This window comes from Nocardioides malaquae, from assembly GCF_015070385.1.
GTDB classification, from domain to species: domain Bacteria; phylum Actinomycetota; class Actinomycetes; order Propionibacteriales; family Nocardioidaceae; genus Nocardioides; species Nocardioides malaquae.
On the sequence record NZ_JADCSA010000008.1, the window covers coordinates 157,582 to 174,980 of the forward strand.

The 17,399-nt window shown below is 70.1% G+C and carries 12 protein-coding genes; 5 read left to right on the plus strand and 7 right to left on the minus strand.

Annotated features, from left to right (window positions below; genetic code table 11):
* The first annotated feature begins 43 nt into the window (after positions 1–43).
* From IEQ44_RS10235 to IEQ44_RS10245, 3 genes are all read left to right on the plus strand, one after another.
* On the plus strand, positions 44–2,323 hold the full coding sequence (locus IEQ44_RS10235) for an MMPL family transporter (protein WP_319804609.1): 2,280 nt from the start codon (positions 44–46) through the stop codon (positions 2,321–2,323).
* A 95-nt stretch (positions 2,324–2,418) separates the two neighbouring features.
* Positions 2,419–4,734 (plus strand): MMPL family transporter, encoded by a 2,316-nt coding sequence (locus IEQ44_RS10240; protein WP_193638350.1) that lies wholly within the window; start codon positions 2,419–2,421, stop codon positions 4,732–4,734.
* A gap of 45 nt (positions 4,735–4,779) precedes the next feature.
* Positions 4,780–5,214, plus strand: a complete 435-nt coding sequence (locus IEQ44_RS10245; RefSeq protein WP_193638351.1) for an META domain-containing protein — start codon at positions 4,780–4,782, stop codon at positions 5,212–5,214.
* Here the strand turns inward: IEQ44_RS10245 and IEQ44_RS10250 are convergent.
* The 7 genes from IEQ44_RS10250 to IEQ44_RS10280 all read right to left on the minus strand — a co-directional run bounded on the left by IEQ44_RS10250 (position 5,186) and on the right by IEQ44_RS10280 (position 14,979).
* The gene (locus IEQ44_RS10250) at positions 5,186–5,704 is read right to left on the minus strand and encodes an O-acetyl-ADP-ribose deacetylase (RefSeq protein WP_193638352.1); all 519 of its coding nucleotides are present in this window, start codon (positions 5,702–5,704) and stop codon (positions 5,186–5,188) included. The genes IEQ44_RS10245 and IEQ44_RS10250 overlap by 29 nt on opposite strands.
* Complete coding sequence (locus IEQ44_RS10255) at positions 5,701–7,365, minus strand: nuclease-related domain-containing DEAD/DEAH box helicase (RefSeq protein WP_193638353.1); 1,665 nt, start codon at positions 7,363–7,365, stop codon at positions 5,701–5,703. Before IEQ44_RS10255 ends, IEQ44_RS10250 begins: the two co-directional genes overlap by 4 nt.
* A gap of 69 nt (positions 7,366–7,434) precedes the next feature.
* The gene (locus tag IEQ44_RS10260; protein ID WP_193638354.1) at positions 7,435–8,598 is read right to left on the minus strand and encodes an ABC transporter permease; all 1,164 of its coding nucleotides are present in this window, start codon (positions 8,596–8,598) and stop codon (positions 7,435–7,437) included.
* Positions 8,595–9,770, minus strand: coding sequence for an ABC transporter permease (locus IEQ44_RS10265; RefSeq protein ID WP_193638355.1), 1,176 nt, complete (start codon positions 9,768–9,770; stop codon positions 8,595–8,597). Before IEQ44_RS10265 ends, IEQ44_RS10260 begins: the two co-directional genes overlap by 4 nt.
* 11 nt (positions 9,771–9,781) lie before the next feature.
* Complete coding sequence (locus IEQ44_RS10270; protein ID WP_193638356.1) at positions 9,782–10,735, minus strand: ABC transporter ATP-binding protein; 954 nt, start codon at positions 10,733–10,735, stop codon at positions 9,782–9,784.
* 87 nt (positions 10,736–10,822) lie between these two features.
* A complete protein-coding gene (locus tag IEQ44_RS10275) occupies positions 10,823–13,657 on the minus strand; it encodes a DUF2804 family protein (protein ID WP_193638357.1) in 2,835 nt (944 codons plus the stop codon).
* Positions 13,654–14,979 carry an MFS transporter gene (locus IEQ44_RS10280; protein ID WP_193638358.1) on the minus strand — a complete coding sequence of 442 codons (1,326 nt, stop codon included), beginning with the start codon at positions 14,977–14,979 and terminating at the stop codon, positions 13,654–13,656. Before IEQ44_RS10280 ends, IEQ44_RS10275 begins: the two co-directional genes overlap by 4 nt.
* Positions 14,980–15,172: 193 nt before the next feature.
* On the opposite strand from IEQ44_RS10280, the gene IEQ44_RS10285 reads away from it, so the two are divergent.
* Together IEQ44_RS10285 and IEQ44_RS10290 are read left to right on the plus strand one after the other, a co-directional pair.
* Positions 15,173–15,574 (plus strand): (deoxy)nucleoside triphosphate pyrophosphohydrolase, encoded by a 402-nt coding sequence (locus IEQ44_RS10285; protein ID WP_193638359.1) that lies wholly within the window; start codon positions 15,173–15,175, stop codon positions 15,572–15,574.
* A 46-nt stretch (positions 15,575–15,620) separates the two neighbouring features.
* Complete coding sequence (locus tag IEQ44_RS10290; RefSeq protein WP_193638360.1) at positions 15,621–17,327, plus strand: DEAD/DEAH box helicase; 1,707 nt, start codon at positions 15,621–15,623, stop codon at positions 17,325–17,327.
* Positions 17,328–17,399 lie beyond the last annotated feature (72 nt).

Below are 17,399 nucleotides of genomic sequence, written 5' to 3' on the forward strand. Positions count from 1 at the left end.
TAGCCGTTCCCACCGACGAGCGGCGCCTGCCACTGTGTACGCCGTGGACCGTGAACGCTCCGACGCGCCCCTGCTGCTGCGGCTGGGCCGCCACGCCACCAGGCACCGGGTCGCCTACGTCGTGGCGTGGGTCGTGCTGGTCGTCGTGGGCTTCGCGACCAGCCTGGGTCTCCTCGGCGGCCCGTCGCTCTTCGACCGTCTGGAGACCGGCGACATCGTCGCGCCGGGGCAGGCCACCCAGGCCCGCGACCTGGTCACCGCGACCGACGAGAGCGCCCTGCCGCTGCTCATGCGGGTCGAGGGAGTCGACTTCACCGACCCGGAGCTGACGCTGGCCGTGCGAGCCGCCGTGGAGCGGCTCGAGGCGATCGAGGGCGTCGGTCGCGTCTCGTCGCCGATGAGCCACCCCGGGTGGCCCCGCGCACCACGCGCCTGGGCGTTGGTCGGCGACAACGACCCCGAGTCGGGACGCTTCCTCATCGTGGTCGAGGCCGGCACCGAGATCGGAGGTGCGGTCCAGCGCGAGGTGCTGGGCGAGCTGCGCGGCCCGGCCAGCTACTTCATCGCGCCACACGCCGACGACATCCGGATCGGTGGCACCGGGTTGCTCGTCGACGACATCGTCGGTCAGATCAAGACCGACCTGGCTGTCGGCGAGGGCGTGGCGCTGCCGTTGTCGCTGCTGCTGATGATCGTCGTCTTCGGTGGGTTCGTCGCCGCGGGGATGCCGATCGTGGGCGCGATCGCCTCGATCTCGGGGGCGCTGGCGATGCTCTTCGGCTTTTCGTGGGTCATCGACCTGGACGCCACGGTCGTCAACATCGTCACCGTCATGGGGTTGGCTCTCTGCATCGACTACGGACTGCTGCTGGTGAGCCGCTTCCGCGAGGAGCTGGGCCGGGTGGCCCCCGGCGTGCTGCCGGCCGACCTGACCCCCCAGCAGGTCGAGGACGCCGTCGGGGGCGCCGTGGCGACCGCCGGGCGTACGGTCTTCTTCTCGGCGGTGATCGTCGGCATCTCGTTGTCGGGGCTGATGGTCTTCGAGGCCCCGGTGGTGCGCGCCATCGGCGCCGCCGGCGTCTCGGTGGTCGTGGTGGCGCTCGCGGTCGCCCTCACCCTGGTGCCGGCGCTCTGCGCGCTGGGGGCACGGCGCCTCGGTCGACGCAGGGGCGCCGAGGCCGCTCCCGACGAAGGCCTCTTCAGCCGACTCGCCCGCCGGGTGCAGCGTCGACCGGGGCTGACCACCGTGGTGAGCGTGGCGGTGCTCCTCGGGCTCGCGTGGCCGGCCCTGGACCTGCGCCTGAACGCCTCGGGCGTCGAGCTCTTGCCGCCGCGGGCCGAGCAGCGGGTCTTCTTCGAGGAACTCGACCGTGACTTCCCGCTGCTCGCCACGCCGACGGTCACCGTGGTGGCGCAGGCACCGCGGGCCGAGGTCGAGGCGTGGGCCGACGAGCTCGCCGGGCACCCGCTCGTGAAGGCGGTGCAGCCCGTCGAGCGGCTGGGCCCTCCCCCGAGCGACGTGGAGGCAGACGGGCTCGACCCCGAGGGGCCGGACCTTCACCGCGTCGACCTGCTGACCGCGGGCGGGTCGATGGACGACGCGGCGCGTGACGTGGCCGCGGAGCTGCGCGGCACCGACCCGGGCTTCCCCACCTGGACGGCAGGGCAGGCGGCGTCGCTGGCGGACTTCACCGACTCCGTGCTCGAACGGGCGCCGTGGGCGGTGCTGTGGATCGCGGGCGCGACCTTCGTGCTCCTCTTCCTGCTGACCGGCAGCGTGGTCATCCCGGTCAAGGCGTTGCTGCTCAACGTCGTCTCGCTCGGGGCCAGCATCGGGATCCTGGTGTGGATCTTCCAGGACGGACACCTGTCGTGGCTGCTGCGCTTCGAGTCGGTGGGCGGCGTGGAGTCGGTGATCCCGTTGCTGGTGCTGGCGTTCGGGTTCGGGTTGTCGATGGACTACGAGGTCTTCCTGCTCGCCCGGATCATCGAGCTGCACGAGCAGGGGATCGACGACGACACCGCCGTGCGGCTGGGCCTGCAACGCTCCGGGCGCATCATCACCTCGGCGGCGATGATCATGGTGATCGTCTTCTCCGGATTCGCGGCAGGCCAGATGTTGATCATCAAGGAGACCGGCGTCGCGCTCGCCGTGGCTGTCTTCATCGACGCCACCCTGGTCCGCATGGTGGTCGTACCGGCGACCATGACGATGCTGGGTCGGTGGAACTGGTGGGCGCCCCGGTGGCTGAAGCGGGTTCACGCTCGCGTCGGAGTCAGTGAGCACGGCTCGCCCGTCGCCCTGGAGGATCGCCCCGCCTGATCACAAGACCCCACTTGTTACCGGTGGGTGTTACCCGTGGGTCACATTGTGGTCGCCCCGCGGTCACCTCGCCGTCCGCTGCCAAGGTGGAGAAGGTGAGCAGGCACAAGGTTCGTCGCCATCCCGGGCGGCACAGGGCGCGGCTCGAACCCCTGCTCCAACGCCTCGGCCGCAATGCCGCGGTCCACCACGTGTCGTACGTGCTCACCTGGTCGGTCCTGGTGGTCGTCGGATTCGCGACCAGCCTGGGCCTGCTCGGCGGCTCGTCTCTCTTCGAGCGGCTGGAGACCGGCGACACCCTCGCCCCGGGCCAGTCGATCACCGGTCGCCACCTGATCGCGTCGAGCGACAAGAGCGGAGTGCCGGTCATCCTGCGGGTCGACGGCGCCGACCTGACCAACCCCGAGTTGACGCTGAAGGTCCGCGCCGCCGTCACCCGGCTCCGCCAGATCGACGGGGTCGGGCAGATCTCGGCCCCGATGACACACCCGGGGTGGCCGAAGGCTCCCGAGGCGTGGGCGCTGGTCGGCGACCACGACCCGGAGAGTGGCCGGTTCCTGATCGCTGTCGAGGCCGGCGACGAGCTGGGCAGTGACCTGCAGAAGGAGATCACCGCCGAGCTGCGTGGACCCACCTCCAACCTGCTGGCCCCGCTGGTGACCGATCTCGAGGTCGGCGGCCAGAGCCTCCTCGTGGAGGGCATCGTCGACCAGGTCAAGCACGACCTCAAGGTCGGCGAGGGCGTCGCGATGCCGCTGTCGCTGCTGTTGATGCTCTTCGTCTTCGGCGGTTTCGTCGCCGCCGGGTTGCCGATTGCGGGGGCGGTCGCCGCCATCTCGGGGGCCATGACGTTGCTCTTCGGCTTCTCCCACGTGATGGCGTTGGACCCCCCGGTCGTCAACATCGTGACGGTGATGGGCCTGGCCCTGTGCATCGACTACGGCCTCCTGCTGGTCAGTCGCTTCCGCGAGGAGCTGTCCCGCGCCGCGCCGGGAGTCCCGGCGGCCGACCTCGACGGGCATGACATCACCGAGGCGGTGGCCGCCGCCGTCGCGACGTCCGGGCGGACGATCCTGTTCTCCGGACTGATCGTCGGCATCGCGCTGTCAGGGCTGCTCATCTTCGACGCTCCCATCGTGCGCGCCATCGGTGCGGCCGGGGTCGCGGTGGTCGGGGTGGCGCTGCTGGTGGCGCTGACCCTGGTGCCCGCGCTCTGCGCCATGGGCGCGAAGCGTCTGGGCAACCGTCACGGCGTGGAGGACGCGCCCGAGGAAGGGGTCTTCAGCCGGCTGGCCGTGGTCGTGCAGCGTCGGCCCGGGTGGACCACCGCGGTGAGCGTGGGCATGTTGATGGTCATCGCGCTGCCGGCCCTGGACCTGCGTCTCACCTCGGCCAGCGTCGAGATGTTGCCGGCCGACGCCGATCAACGAATCTTCTTCGAGAAGCTCGACCGCGACTTCCCGATCGTGTCGACCCCCACCGTCAGCGTGGTCGCCCAGGCCTCGCTGCCCCAGGCCAGGAAGTTGGCCAAGCGGCTCTCCGCGCCCGGGGAGATGAGCCGCAAGCCGATCGTACGCCGCCTCGGACCGGCGCCGAAGGACGTCGACGCCGCGGGCCTGAAGCCCAACGGCTCCGGGCTGGTCGTGGTCAACCTCTTCACCCCGGGCGGCCCGATGGGCGAGCGAGCCCGGGACGTGGCCTCCGACGCACGCGACAGGGAGACCGACTACCCGACGTGGACGACCGGTTCGGCCGCCTCGTTGGACGACTTCACCGACTCGCTGCGCGACCGCGCACCGTGGGCGGTGCTGTGGATCGCGGGCGCCACCTTCCTCCTGCTCTTCCTGCTGACGGGGAGCGTGGTGATCCCCCTCAAGGCGTTGCTGCTCAACGTCGTGTCGCTCGGCGCGAGCCTCGGGGTCCTGGTCTGGGTCTTCCAGTACGGCAACCTCGAGGGGCTGCTCGGATTCGAGTCGACCCAGGGGGTCGAGTCGGTGATCCCGCTGATGGTCCTGGCGTTCGGCTTCGGGTTGTCGATGGACTACGAGGTCTTCCTGCTGGCCCGGATCATCGAGCTGCACGAGGAGGGACACGACGACAACACGGCGGTGCGTCTGGGGTTGCAGCGTTCGGGGCGGATCATCACCTCGGCCGCCCTCATCATGATCATCGTCTTCGCTGGCTTCGCGGTCGGGGAGATGGCGGTGATCAAGCAGACCGGCGTTGCGCTCGCGGTGGCCGTCGCCATCGACGCGACCCTGGTGCGCATGGTCATCGTGCCCGCGACCATGACGATGATGGGCCGCTGGAACTGGTGGGCGCCGCCTGCGATGAAGCGGATCCACGCCCGGTTCGGGGTCAGCGAGCACGGTTCGCCAGTTGCTGCACGTCCGAGGACCGCCACGGTCTAGGCTGAGCCCCGCTGGTGTGACCACGGGCAGTGCGAAGGAGATGAGATGGATCGACGTCGCTGGGTGAGCCTCGCTGTGTTGGCTCTCCTCCTCCCTCTCGCTGCGTGCGGCGGCAGCACCGATCCCGACCATCTCGAAGGCACCTGGAAGCTCACCGAGTTCGGTGAGGACGAGGGCGTCAAGGGGTCCGCCGAGATCACGGTGTCGTTGCGCGACGGTCGGCTCGGGGGCAACGGCGGCGTCAGCGACCTGCGTGGCGGTTACACGTCCGACGACGAAGGTGGACTGACCTTCGAGGAGGTCGCCACCAACTTGAAGCCCGGTCCGGCCGAGCTGATGGACCAGGAGGGCCGGCTGGTCGAGACCCTCAAGAAGGTCGCCTCCTTCGAGGTCGACGGCGCCGGGGGCGACGACCCGGCCGAGCTGGAGCTGAAGAACGCCGCCGGCGACGTCATCCTGTCGCTGGTCGAGAAGTCCTGATCCACCTGTCGATCGCCTGGTGGGCGGCGTCGCCGAAGGCGACCAACCGGGCCTCCCGTACGCCGGTGGGCACGGTCCGCAGCGTCTGCACGGCGATCCGCGCCGCGTCGTCGAGTCTCCAGCCGTAGACGCCGGCGCTGACCAGCGGGAAGGCGACCGTGGCCGCGCCCAGTTCGTCGGCGACCTCGAGGCACCGGCGGTAGCAGGACGCCAGGAGCTCAGGGTCGGTCTGGCCGCGGCGGCGGTCGGGCCCCACGGTGTGGATGATCCACCGTGCCGGCATCGCACCGGCGGTGGTCCAGCCGGCGTCACCGGTGGCGAGCCCGTCGGGGAAACGGCGCACGCAGTCGGCCAGCACCTCGGGGCCTCCGGCGGCGTGGATGGCGCCGTCGACGCCCCCGCCGCCGCGCATGGCATTGTTGGCCGCGTTGACCACGGCGTCGACCTGCTGGGCGGTGATGTCACCGCGCACGAGCGTCACGTCGGTCATGCCTTCTCCTCCTGCGTGATCCCGAGACGGCGGGCGACCGAGGGGCCGCCCATGGTCTCGATGACGGTCGGGTCACCGACGACCACCAGCACGTCGGTGGCACGCGACATGCCGACGTACAACCGCTCCCTGCCGCGATCCTGGCTGCCGGTCTCGTTGACGCAGAGCACCACGGCGCGGCGCTCGAGCCCCTTGCAGCCGAGCACGTGGCCATAGAAGACCTCGTCGTGCCACCACGTCTTCCAGTAGCCGACCTGGCCGTGGAAGTCGGTGCGCTCGACCTGCACGGGGTGGCGCTTGCCGGTGGTCACGAGGGCCACGTGGCCGGGCTCCCAACCGGCGTCGAGCAGGGAGTCGACCTCGTCGTCGGCGACCTCAAGGGCCTCGTCGCTGGCGCAGGGCACGAAGCGCACCTCCGGCCCCTCGCCACCGCGGGAGTACATCCGGCTCGGCGCGAGCGGCCCGAAGGCCTCGTGGATCTGCTTGGTGTTGCGCAGGTTGTGGTCCAGGACGAGAGGCACCAGCGGCACGGGCGGGCGCCCGAACCGGCCGAAGATGCGCTGGTTCTCGTCGGAGAAGACGTAGAGCCCGCCCTGTTCCTCGTCGCGCAGCGCGCCCGTCACGGCGGCCCACCAGGAGTCGGCGAAGTCCTGGGCCTCGTCGACGACGATCGCGTCGTACTTCTTGCCGTGCGGCTGCTCGGCTGCGAGGTCGGCCATCAGGCGGGGCAGCTCCTCCTCCCAGAAGGCGCTGTCGGTGCGCTCGCCCTCCGGGGCGCCCCATTGCCGGCCGAACTCGTGGTAGGTGCCGACGAAGGCAGGCCGGTGCCTGCGGTCCCAAGACTCGACCTGGGTCTTGAGGAACTCGGCCAGACCGATCGAGTAGCAGAGCAGGGCCACGCGCTGACCCGGGCGACCGTTGCCGCCACGGGTCAGCTCCTTGGCCTGCTGCAGCGCGAGCACCGTCTTGCCGCTGCCGGCGCCCCCGCGCACCTCGACCCGGTGGAGCAGGCGGGTGACGCGCAGCAGCATGGCCTGCTCGTCGGTGAGGTGGTCGAGCGCCGCCGCGCGCTCGTCGGAGTAGTCGGCCATCGCCGGCACAGTGACCGGACCGGTGAGGGCGTCGACGAGTGCCTCGACGTCGTCGTGGTCGGGCGGACGTTGGCCGTGCTGCAGGTTGGTCAGGTTGCGTCGCAACCGCCCCACCAGGGTGTCCAGGTCGTTCTTGTCTTGCAGGGCCCACCGCGGCAGGTCGGGCAGCTGGAAGTCGGGGCCGAACGCCGTATAAGGGGTGATGACGCCGTGGCCCCACGCGACGTGACCCCGCGAGCCCCAGCGGGGCTGGTGCTCGACGTGTCGCTTGAGCCCGTGCTTGGCCTTCCGCGCCTGGGCGACGGGGTCGACGGGACGCCGCTCACCGTCGTGCTCCATCCACCAGCCGTCGTCGTCGTGGCAGACCCCGGCGCCCTTGACCTCGATCACGCAGATCCCCGTGCCCGGCATCGCGACGACCAGGTCGGCCTCGTAGTCACCGTCGGTGTCGGTAACCCAGACGCCCGCCATCAACACGTCGTCGTCGCCGAGCTGGTCGCGCAACCGTTGCCAGACCTCGCGCTCCGACTGCGTGACGAAGTTCGGCTCCTCCGGCACCAACCTGACCATGCTGCCCTCCCTGGCTCGTCCGACCCCTGCACCCATGGTGCCCCGACGCGCCGACGGTTTCGGGAGAACTCACATGGCGCGGGCCAGCGAGCGCCGCAGCGACCACGCCCCCAGTGCGAGCAGCACCGCGGCCATCGCCGCCAGCACACCCAGCTCAGGGGCGATGTCGACCAGTCCTCCCCCGCGGCGCTGGAGGTCGGCGAAGGCCTCCGAGCCCCAGGCGTGCGGCACCGCGTTGGCGACGCGGCGCATCGTCTCGGGGAAGAGGTCGAGGGGAAACATCGAGCCACCCAACGCGGCGAGCACCAGTCCCCCACCGACAGCGACCCCGACGGCCGGGCCCTCGTTCTCCACCAGCGTGCCGAGCAGCATCGCCGCCCCGGCCGCGACGAGGGCGAAGACAGCGACCACGAGGACGGCCAACGCCAGGTTGCCCCACTGCACACCGAAGAGCAGGGAGGAGGCGGCCATGATGTAGGCGCCCTGGAAGAGGCCGAGCGCCCAACGGCCCAGGGTGCTGCCGAGGATCAGCTGGGTCGACGTCATCGGCGTCGACAGCATCCGTCGCACCACCCCGAGGCGGCGGGCCTGGATCATCGTCGTCGCGCCCGAGAGGGTGGTGAGGAAGACGAAGAGCAGCAGCTGGCCCGACGCGCCGTAGTCGAACTGCCCCAGGGAGTCGAACTCCCTGCTGAACTCGTCGGTCGAGGTGATCTCGACCCGCGGCGCGACCGCCAGGGCGCGGGCCTCTGCCAGCGCCTCGGTGGCCTCCGCCTCGGAGACCCCCTGCGACTCGAGCGCCGCACGTTGGGCGCGCTCGGAGCGTACGGCGTCGAGGGCGGCACGCAGCTCCTGCTCGACGACCTGCGCCGACGTCGAGGAGCCGCGTACGAGCTCGAGCGCGACCGCGTCACCGCTCGCGGCGGCCTCCTCGTCGGCGTCGTCGATGCGGACGGCCGCGTCGAGGCGCCCGCGGGCGAGGCGGGCCTCGGCCTCCTCCCAGGTGGGGGTGGAGACGACGACGTCCTGCGCCTCGAGCTGGTCGGTGAGGCGTTCGGTCAGCGCACCGCCCATGCCGACGACGGCGACGCGGCCGGAGGTGGCGCCCTCCCCGAACTGGAGGCCGATCATGCCGACGAGCAGCAGCGGGAAGATGAAGACGAAGAAGATGTTGGAGCGGTCGCGCAGGAAGCGCTTCAGCTCGAGGCCGGCGACGGTGAGGACGCTGCTCATGCCATCGCTCCTCGGTCGGGCACCAGCCGGGAGACCGCGGCGACGACGAGCGCGAAGGCCACCATCGTCAGCAGCGGGGTGGTCACGTCGCTGATGCCGCCCCCGCCCGAGGTGATCCCCAGACCGCGCATCAGGGCGGCGACCGGGTTGAGGTCGAGGAGGCGGGAGACCATCGGCGAGTCGGTGGAGATCGGGAAGAACGCCCCGCCGCCGATGCCGAGCACGACGGCGAAGATCGACGTGGCGATGCTGGCCTGCTCACTCGTCGCCGCGACCCGGACGACGAGGAACATCAGTGAGGTGGCGGCCGCGCAGGCGGCCACGACGAGGGCGGCAACGACGGGCAGGGAGCCGAAGTCGGCGTCGAAGAAGTAGCCGCCGGCAGCCAGCAGCACCGACGTCGAGATCACCCCGGTGAAGAAGCTGACGAGCGCCTTGGCGAGCACGATGCCGCCACCGCGGATCGGCAGGGAGCGCAACCGGGCCAGGGTGCCGTTCTCCCGTTCGACGAGGAGGCTGGTGACGCCGAAGCTGACGGTGAAGAGCAGGAAGAGGCCGGCCTGCCCGGCGACCAGGGCGGCGCCGGCGGAGAGCTGCTCGTTGCTGGCCTCGGCGCTCTCTAGGTCGTAGGCCGGTCCGCCGGTCGCGGCCTCGCGGGCGACCGCCTCCAGGTCTGCGGGGTCGATGCCGACGGAGGCTCCCGCATACGCAGCGACGGTGCCGCGGGCGTACTGCTGGAGCACGGTGTCGACGACCGTGACCACGATGCTGCCCTCCAGGCCGGCGGAGTCGCCCTCCAGCACCTCGACGGTGACGGGGCGCCCGGCAGTGACGTCGGCGGTCGTGTCGTCGGGAAAGAGCATTGCCAGCCCGGCCTCGTCGCCGGTGTCGAGCGCGCGCGCCGACTCCTCGTCGAGGCGGTCGACGGTGACGTCGAGGCCGATCCCGTCGAGGCTCTCGAGGGCCGTGGTGACGGTGGCGGCGACCTCGTCGCCCTCGGGCGCGGAGACGGCGACGGTGACGGGGCGGAACTCGCGGTCGTCGGTGCTGCCGAAGACGAGGTTGAAGACGAACATCAGGGCCAACGGCACGACGAGGCCGAAGAGGATGACGGACTTGTCGCGCAGCCCCTGGAGGAGGTCGTTGAGGGTGAGGGTCGCGAGCGCTCGCACGGTCGGTCGCCTCAGTTCCTCAGGGCCTTGCCGGTGACGTGCAGGAAGACCGACTCGAGGTCGGGCCGAGTGATCTCCACGTCCGCGAGGCGTACGCCGGAGTCGGTGGCGACGCCGACGAGCGCGGCGACGAGGGTGGGGGCGTCGCGCACGGTGAGCGTGAGTCCGGCGCGGTCGGCGTCGACCTGCTCGACGCCGGGGTGCTCCCGCAGCCGCGCGGCCGCCGCGGTCAGGTCACCGCTGCCACCGAGCCGGATGGTGTCGGTGCCGCCGGTGAGCTGGATGAGCTCGTCGCGGGTGCCCTCGGCCGCGAGACGACCGGAGTCGATGATGCCGATGCGGTCGCAGAGCCGCTCGGCCTCCTCCATGTAGTGGGTCGTGTAGAGCACCGCCATGCCCTCGACCGAGAGCGCCTCGACGGACTCCAGGATCGAGTTGCGTGACTGCGGGTCGACGCCCACGGTGGGCTCGTCGAGGATCAGCAGCTCAGGTTTGTGCAGCAGGCCGACACCGATGTTGAGCCGGCGCTTCATGCCGCCGGAGTATTCCTTGGCGCGGTCCTTCGCCCGGTCGGCCAGCCCGATGAGGTCGAGCACCTCCTGCACCCGCTGCGTCAGCTCGGCGCCGCGGAGCCCCTGGAGCTTGCCGAAGAACCGCAGGTTCTCCTTGGCCGTCAGCTCCGGGTAGATCGCCAGGTCCTGCGGCACCAACCCCAGGTGCCGCTTCGGCTCCACCGCGTCCGGCGCCATCGCGTGGCCCGCCACCGTGACCGAACCACCGTCGGCGCGCAACAGGCCAGCGATCATCGAGATCGCCGTCGTCTTGCCCGCCCCATTGGGCCCGAGCAACCCGTAGGTCTCCCCCGGCGCGATGCGAAACGAGACGTCGTCGACGGCGACCAGGTCGCCGAACCGGCGCACGAGGTGGTCGACGGTGAGGACGTCGTCGACCTGAGCTCTGCTCACCGCTGACTCGTCCACCGTGCCTCCACTCTCCCCTGTCCCACCGTCAGCACCACCCTGCCGTAGACCGACGACAAAGGGGAAGCGGGTTCACCACCGGTTGTGGACGTCCTCGGCCCATCCGACGAGGTCGCGCACCTCGATCCACCCGGGGTCGGAACCTCGGGCGGTCTCGGCGCGCACCCGACCCGACCAGTGCCCGAAGACCTGGTGGGTGTGGTTGGCGAGCGCCTTGAGGTCGAGGTGCGACTCCTTGAGGTGGAAGGGCTCGAGAACCAGGTCGACGTCGGTGCCGGTGACCGTCCAGGGCCTCATCCAGTCGTCGCGGTCGTAGGTCCAGACGAGCTCCTCGCTGATCTTGGTGAGGTGACCGTCGACGACCACGGAGTTCTCGACGCTGCCGGTGCCGTCTGTCCACTGACCACCGACCTGGATGCCGATCACCCGGCCGTCGACCCTGCCGGCGCCCGCGCCCCAGTTCCAGGTGATGTCGTGGGGCCACCGCCCGCGACCGTGGTCGAGCGTGGCCCAGGACTCCCCCGCCGGCACGTCGTGGCTGGTGCCGTCGACGGTGACCGTGCCCGAGGCGGGACGGGCGACGTCCTTGACCGTGTACTGGACGAGCGTGTCGCTCCAGGGCACCACGACACCGAGGCTCTCGTGGCCGGCGGGGCGCTGGGCCTGCACGTCGAGCTCGACGCGCGGTCCGCGCGCCCGCAGGTGGGTCCCGCCCGCGGTCTCGACGATGTCGACGGTGAGGAGCTTGGTGCGCAGGTGCGTCGCACCCCGGCCGAGGGTGCCGGGCACCGTGACTCCGCGACCGAGCGGCGTGGTCGCCTCGTGCAGGACGGTCTCCCCGGTGGTCCGGTCGAGCACCCAGAGGCTGTTCACCCCGGCGTAGTCGATGTGCGAGACGACCACCGCGACCACGTGGGTGGGGGTCGTGACGGCCCAGTACTCCCAGCGCTTGTTGCGGCCCTTGCCGAGGCGTCCGCGACCGATGCCGTCGGTGGTGACCACGGGCGTACGGCACCAACCCACGGCGTCGGGGTTGAGCCGGCCGTCGGGCAGGGTCAGGGAGACCGGGGCGGTGAGCTCGCGCTCGGCCACGGCGATCGGGCGGCGGGGCTGGCCGCAGGCGGCGTCGAAGCGCATCCGCAGCCGCTCGTTGGAGGTGCGGACCGCCTGGATGTCGACCTTCACCACCCGGCGGTCGTAGGTCACGAGGCCGTTGGTCTCCTCCTCGACGTCGCTGAGCTGGGTGTGCACGAAGGCGGCCAGGCCTTCGTCGACCGCGGGGCCCACCTGCGCGTGCTGCAGGCGCAGGAAGGCCCGCTCGTAGGTGTCCCGGTCGGGAATGCGTCGGTAGCCGAACTCCTTGGCGCTCCACGTGTGGCCGTCGACGCGGTGGGAGTAGCCGCCGTACTCGCTGAGCACTGCGGCGCGCGGGTCGTCGGCGTCGCGCCGGCTGAGGGCGTACGGCCGGAAGTAGACGTGGCGACTGACCATGTCGCCGGCGCCCTGGTCGTGCCAGCCGCTGGCGTGGTCGACGGGGCGGGTGGGGTCGAGGCGGGTGACGCGCGCAGCCACCTCGGCGGCGTCGAACTGGCCCCAGCCCTCGTTGAAGGGCACCCACGCCGCGACGCTCGGCACGGAGCGCAGCAGCTCGACGCATGCGTCGACCTCGGCGAGGAACTCCGCACGCCCCTCGGGGTCCTGACGGCCGAAGAGCGCGTAGCGCGAGTCGTCGAGCGCCAGCCGGGTGGAGGCGACGGGCGTGGTGATGACGAGCGGGTGATAGGCGCGCCCGCCGTTGACCATGTCCTGCCAGACGAGCATGCCCAGGCGGTCGCAGTGGTGGTACCACCGCAGGGGCTCCACCTTGATGTGCTTGCGCAGCATCGTGAAGCCGAGGTCCTTGGCCAGCTGCACGTCGTGGGCGAGTGCCTCGTCGCTGGGGGCCGTGACGAGGCCGTCGGGCCAGTAGCCCTGGTCGAGCAGGCCGGCGTGCAGGAACGGCTGCCCGTTGAGCAGCAGACGGGTGCGGCCCCGGGCGTCCGGTCCGAGGCCGAAGGAACGCAGGCCGACGTAGCTGGTGACGCGGTCACGGCCGAGCTGGACGGTGACGTCGTGGAGGAACGGGTCGTCGGGGCTCCACAGGCGGGCGTCGCCGGGCAGCTCGAGGCGTGTCGGCTCGTTGACCGGGACGTCGGCGCGGACGAGCTCGTCGCCGTCGGCGCTGAGGACGACCTCGGCGGTCGGGTAGACGTCGTCGCGGGAGGCGAGCACGGTGACCTCGACGCCCACGTCGCCGGTCGCATGGTCGAGCCGGGGCGTCATGTGGAGCGTGCGCACGTGGACCGCGGGCACCGCCTCGAGCCAGACGCTCTGCCAGATGCCGGAGTGGGGGGTGTACCAGATGCCGCCGGGCTCGAGCTTCTGCTTGCCGCGGCTGCGGTGGGAGGTGTCGGTGACGTCGCGGACCCGGACGACGATCTCGAGGTCGAGACGGCCGCCCGCCGCGTCGGTGACGTCCAGGACGAAGGGCAGGACTCCGCCGCGGTGCTCCCCGGCGAGGTGGCCGTTCACCCAGACCTGGCAGTCCTGGTCGACGGCACCGAAGTGGAGCAGGAGCCGGTCGTCGATGAGCTGGGGCGGCACGGTGACGGTGCGGCGGTACCAGAGCGCCTCGGTGGGCTGGAGCACGCGGCCGACGCCGGAGAGCGGCGCCTCGGGCGGGAAGGGCACGAGGATGTGCCCGTCCCAGCGCGTGGGAGCAGTGGTCTGGGAGGCGGGCGTGAAGGCGTGGTCCCAGTGGCCGTTGAGGCTCGTCCACGCCTCGCGCACGAGCTGCGGGCGCGGGTGCTCGGGCAGGACGGCCGTCGGGTCGAGCGAGTCACCCCACGGGGTCGTCAGGGTCGTCACGGCAGGGCCTCCACGTCCTCGGTGATCGGCTGGGTCTCGGCGCGGGTGGCGCGTGCGAGCAGCCTGACAGGCACCACCGTCAAGATCGCGACGAGGGCTGCGGCCGGGAAGATCCACGGCGTCGGCACCTGCTTGACGACGCCGAGGTCGACGTACGTCGCGTCGGCGCCGGCGATGACCGCGGCGCCGATGAACGGCCCGAGCACCATGGGCAGCATGATCGCGAAGACCATCCGCAGGCCCTGCACCTGGCCGGCGCGCTCGGGCGGGGTGAGGTTGCGGACCGTGGCGGAGATCGCGGCGACCGCCAGCATGAAGCCGCTCATCATCACGGTGCCGGCGAGGATCACCGGCACCATCCCGCGGACGGGGAACATGGCCAGCAGGCCTACCACGTAGAGGCCCACCACGGGCAGGAAGGCGCGAGCCGGTCCGACGCGGTCGAGCAGGCGGCCGCCCACGATGCTCACCGCGGACGCCCCGAGCAGCACCGAGGCGAGGACGATCGCGTAACCCTCGATGTCGAGGTAGCGCCGCACGTAGATGATGAGGAAGGGCAGGAAGACCTGCGTGCTGACGCCGAGCACCGCCCACGCGGAGAGCGCGAGGTAGAGGCGCGGGTGGGCGCGGGCGGTCGAGGGGCGCAGGCCGTGGACGACCTGGGAGAGGTACGTCCCCGAGGGACGCGGTGCCTCGTCCTGCCGCAGTCCCACCCAGGCGACGACGCCCACCACCGCGGTGGCCACACCGATGATCGTGAAGAAGGTGCGCCACTGGCCGTCCTGGGTGAGCGGGTCGAGGGCCCCGAAGACGATCAGCATGGCGAGCAGCGGGAAGGTCGCCAGCACGCCGTCGACGCGGCCACGGTTGCCGCTGGTGGTGTTGTCAGTGACCCACGCGTTGAACGCCGCGTCGTTGGCGGTGGCGCCGAAGACGCTCATCACGCAGTCGAGCACGATGATCGCCACGACGGCGACGACGACCGCGTCAGCGGCGGGCGCGAGCCTGCTGGCCCCGTCGATCCCGACGAACCCGAACGCGGCGGTGGTCGCACCCCACAGCACGTAACCAGCCGCGATGAACTCCTTGCGCCTCCCTGTGCGGTCGCTCCACGCGCCGGCGAGGAGCGTCGCCACCGTGGCTGCGATCGCGCTGCACGCGACGAGGGCCGCGATGACCGTCGGCGAGTCCGTGATCGTGTCGTGGACGAACACGTTGAGGTACATGTTCTCGACCGTCCACGCGAGCTGACCGGTGAGGCCGAGGACGACCGCCCACGTCCAGAGGCTGCGGGGTACGTGGGTGGCGGGGGTCGGGGGCATGAGGTGAGGTTATGTGGCGACGCGCGGCACGTCCGGACTTCACCGCGTCTGACAGATCGCCAGGTCCTGCGGCAGCAGGTGCTGCTTCGGCTCGACCCAGGTCAGGAGGGTGACTGGGAGACTCCGTCGAATCGTAAGAGTTGCCCCGCGTGCGTCTGGTTCCTCCTAAGCTCCCAACAACGGAAGGCGGGACGTGAAGAAGGTCATCCACGTAGTCGGCGCGGTCATTCGCTCCGAGGACAAGGTGCTGTGCGCTCAACGCGGAACCCGCGGCGCTTTGGCCGGTCTGTGGGAGTTTCCTGGGGGCAAGATCGAGCCGGGAGAGACCGCTCGCCAAGCATTGGAGCGCGAGATCGCCGAAGAGTTGCGCTGTGTCATCGAGGTGGGAGAGCCCCTCACGACCACGGAGCATGAGTACGACTTCGGGATCGTCTCCCTCACCACCTTTCACTGTCGACTGCTCGACGGCTCGCCCACGCTGACTGAGCACATGGACGTCCGCTGGCTCTCCCCCGACCGCTTGGCCGAGGTCGAATGGGCGCCGGCGGACATTCCTGCTGTTCGCCTCCTGACCGGGGCCAGCACAACTCCCTAGCCCGCCACGGGCCAGATGCACCTCTCACGACTGATAGGAGATTCGATTGTCCGGCGTTGCAGAGGAGCCTGGCCTGAGGGATTCCCTTGTCACCCGGGACCTCCACCGCTCGCTGGCCGCGTATGGCGATCGCGTAGTTCTCGAGGGGCTTGGAAACGCTGAGGCGGTCGAGCGCCTTGGGAAGCACCTCTTAACGGTCGCGCGCCGCATGCGGGCTCCCAAGGCATCGGACAGCCTCTTGCAGACCGTCGAGATCATCAATCAGGCCGTGGCGGCCCTCGGCGGCGACTTCGCTGAGGACCAGGTCCTCAATCCTCCTCGAGTTCTCAAGGGCATCCTCCCTAAGACGGGTCTCGCACGAACGCTGCCGGCCCATCCTCACGTGCCATTGACTGCGAGTGAACTGCTCGTCAACGGCAACGGTGAACCTGGCTTCGGCACCGTGCTGCAGGGCGAGTTGGATTGCGCAGTCAACGTCGACCTCATCTGCGCCTTCGTGGGCTTCACCGGATTAAGCGCTCTGCGCCAACACCTAGCAGGCGTCGTTGAGCGCGGCGGCAGACTCCGTGTCATCACCTCGACCTACTTGGGAGCTACGAGCGCCAAGGCGATTGACGAACTCGTGGGCATGGGCGCGGAGGTCAGGATTAACTACCAGGGCCACGCCACGAAACTCCATGCGAAGGCCTGGTACTTCGAGCGCGGCCACGAGATCGACACCGCAATGGTCGGTTCCTCCAATATGTCCGACGCAGCGTTCTTCACTGGGCTCGAATGGAACGTACGTCTCTCTCAATCGGACTCGCCGAACGTCCTCAACCGGGTCCGACAGACCTTCGACTCCTATTGGCACGACGAGCAGTACGAGTTGTACGACGACTCTCAGCGAGAGCGTCTCCTGGCAGCTCTAGCTCAAGCGAAGGGCAGTGGTGGCGCGCGAATTGCCGGAGCATCTATGGCCATCAGCCAAAGCGAGGCTGATCTTGCTGCCGCGTACGCGCTGACGTCGCTTCGGGCCAAGCCGCACCAACAAGTTGTCCTCGACCGACTGGCCCTGCAGCGAGAAGCGTTCGATGAACATCGACACTTGGTCGTTGCGGCCACCGGGACAGGCAAGACCGTGATTGCGGCGCTCGACTATGCGCGACTCTGCGTGGCGGGTCAGCCCCGGCCACGACTCCTTTTCGTCGCTCACCGCAAACAGATACTCGAGCAAGCACTAAGCACCTTCCGTTTCGCGCTCAAGGACCCGAACTTCGGAGGGATCCTTGCAGGCGGCTCGTCGCCCACCCGCGACACGCATGTCTTTGCGATGGTGCAAACGCTCCATCAGCGACTCCCCGGGATGACCCCAGACGCGTACGACGTGGTGTACATCGACGAAGCCCACCATGGCACCGCTCAGACCTGGCGAGATGTGATTAACCACTTCCACCCCCGGGAACTCATTGGCCTCACTGCGACTCCGGAGCGGACCGACGGCGGCAGTGTCGCGGACTTGTTCGGTGGCGTCTACACCACTGAGCTTCGACTCTGGGAAGCGATCAGCGACCAGCTGCTGTGTCCGTTTGAATACCTCGGTATCGACGACGGAACGGACTTGACGTCGGTGGCATGGCACGGCGGGAGCTACGCCCTGGGTGAGCTCTCAGAGGTCTTGACGCGCGATGACATTCAAATCCGCAACGTGATCCGAGCGGTCAACACCTGGGTGGAAGCTCCCTCGCAGATGAGGGCGCTCGGCTTCTCCTGACTTGGGTCAAACGCCTTAGTGCCTTGCGGCGGGTGTTTGCAAGGCCTTGAGGAGAGCTTCGTCGTCAGGGCT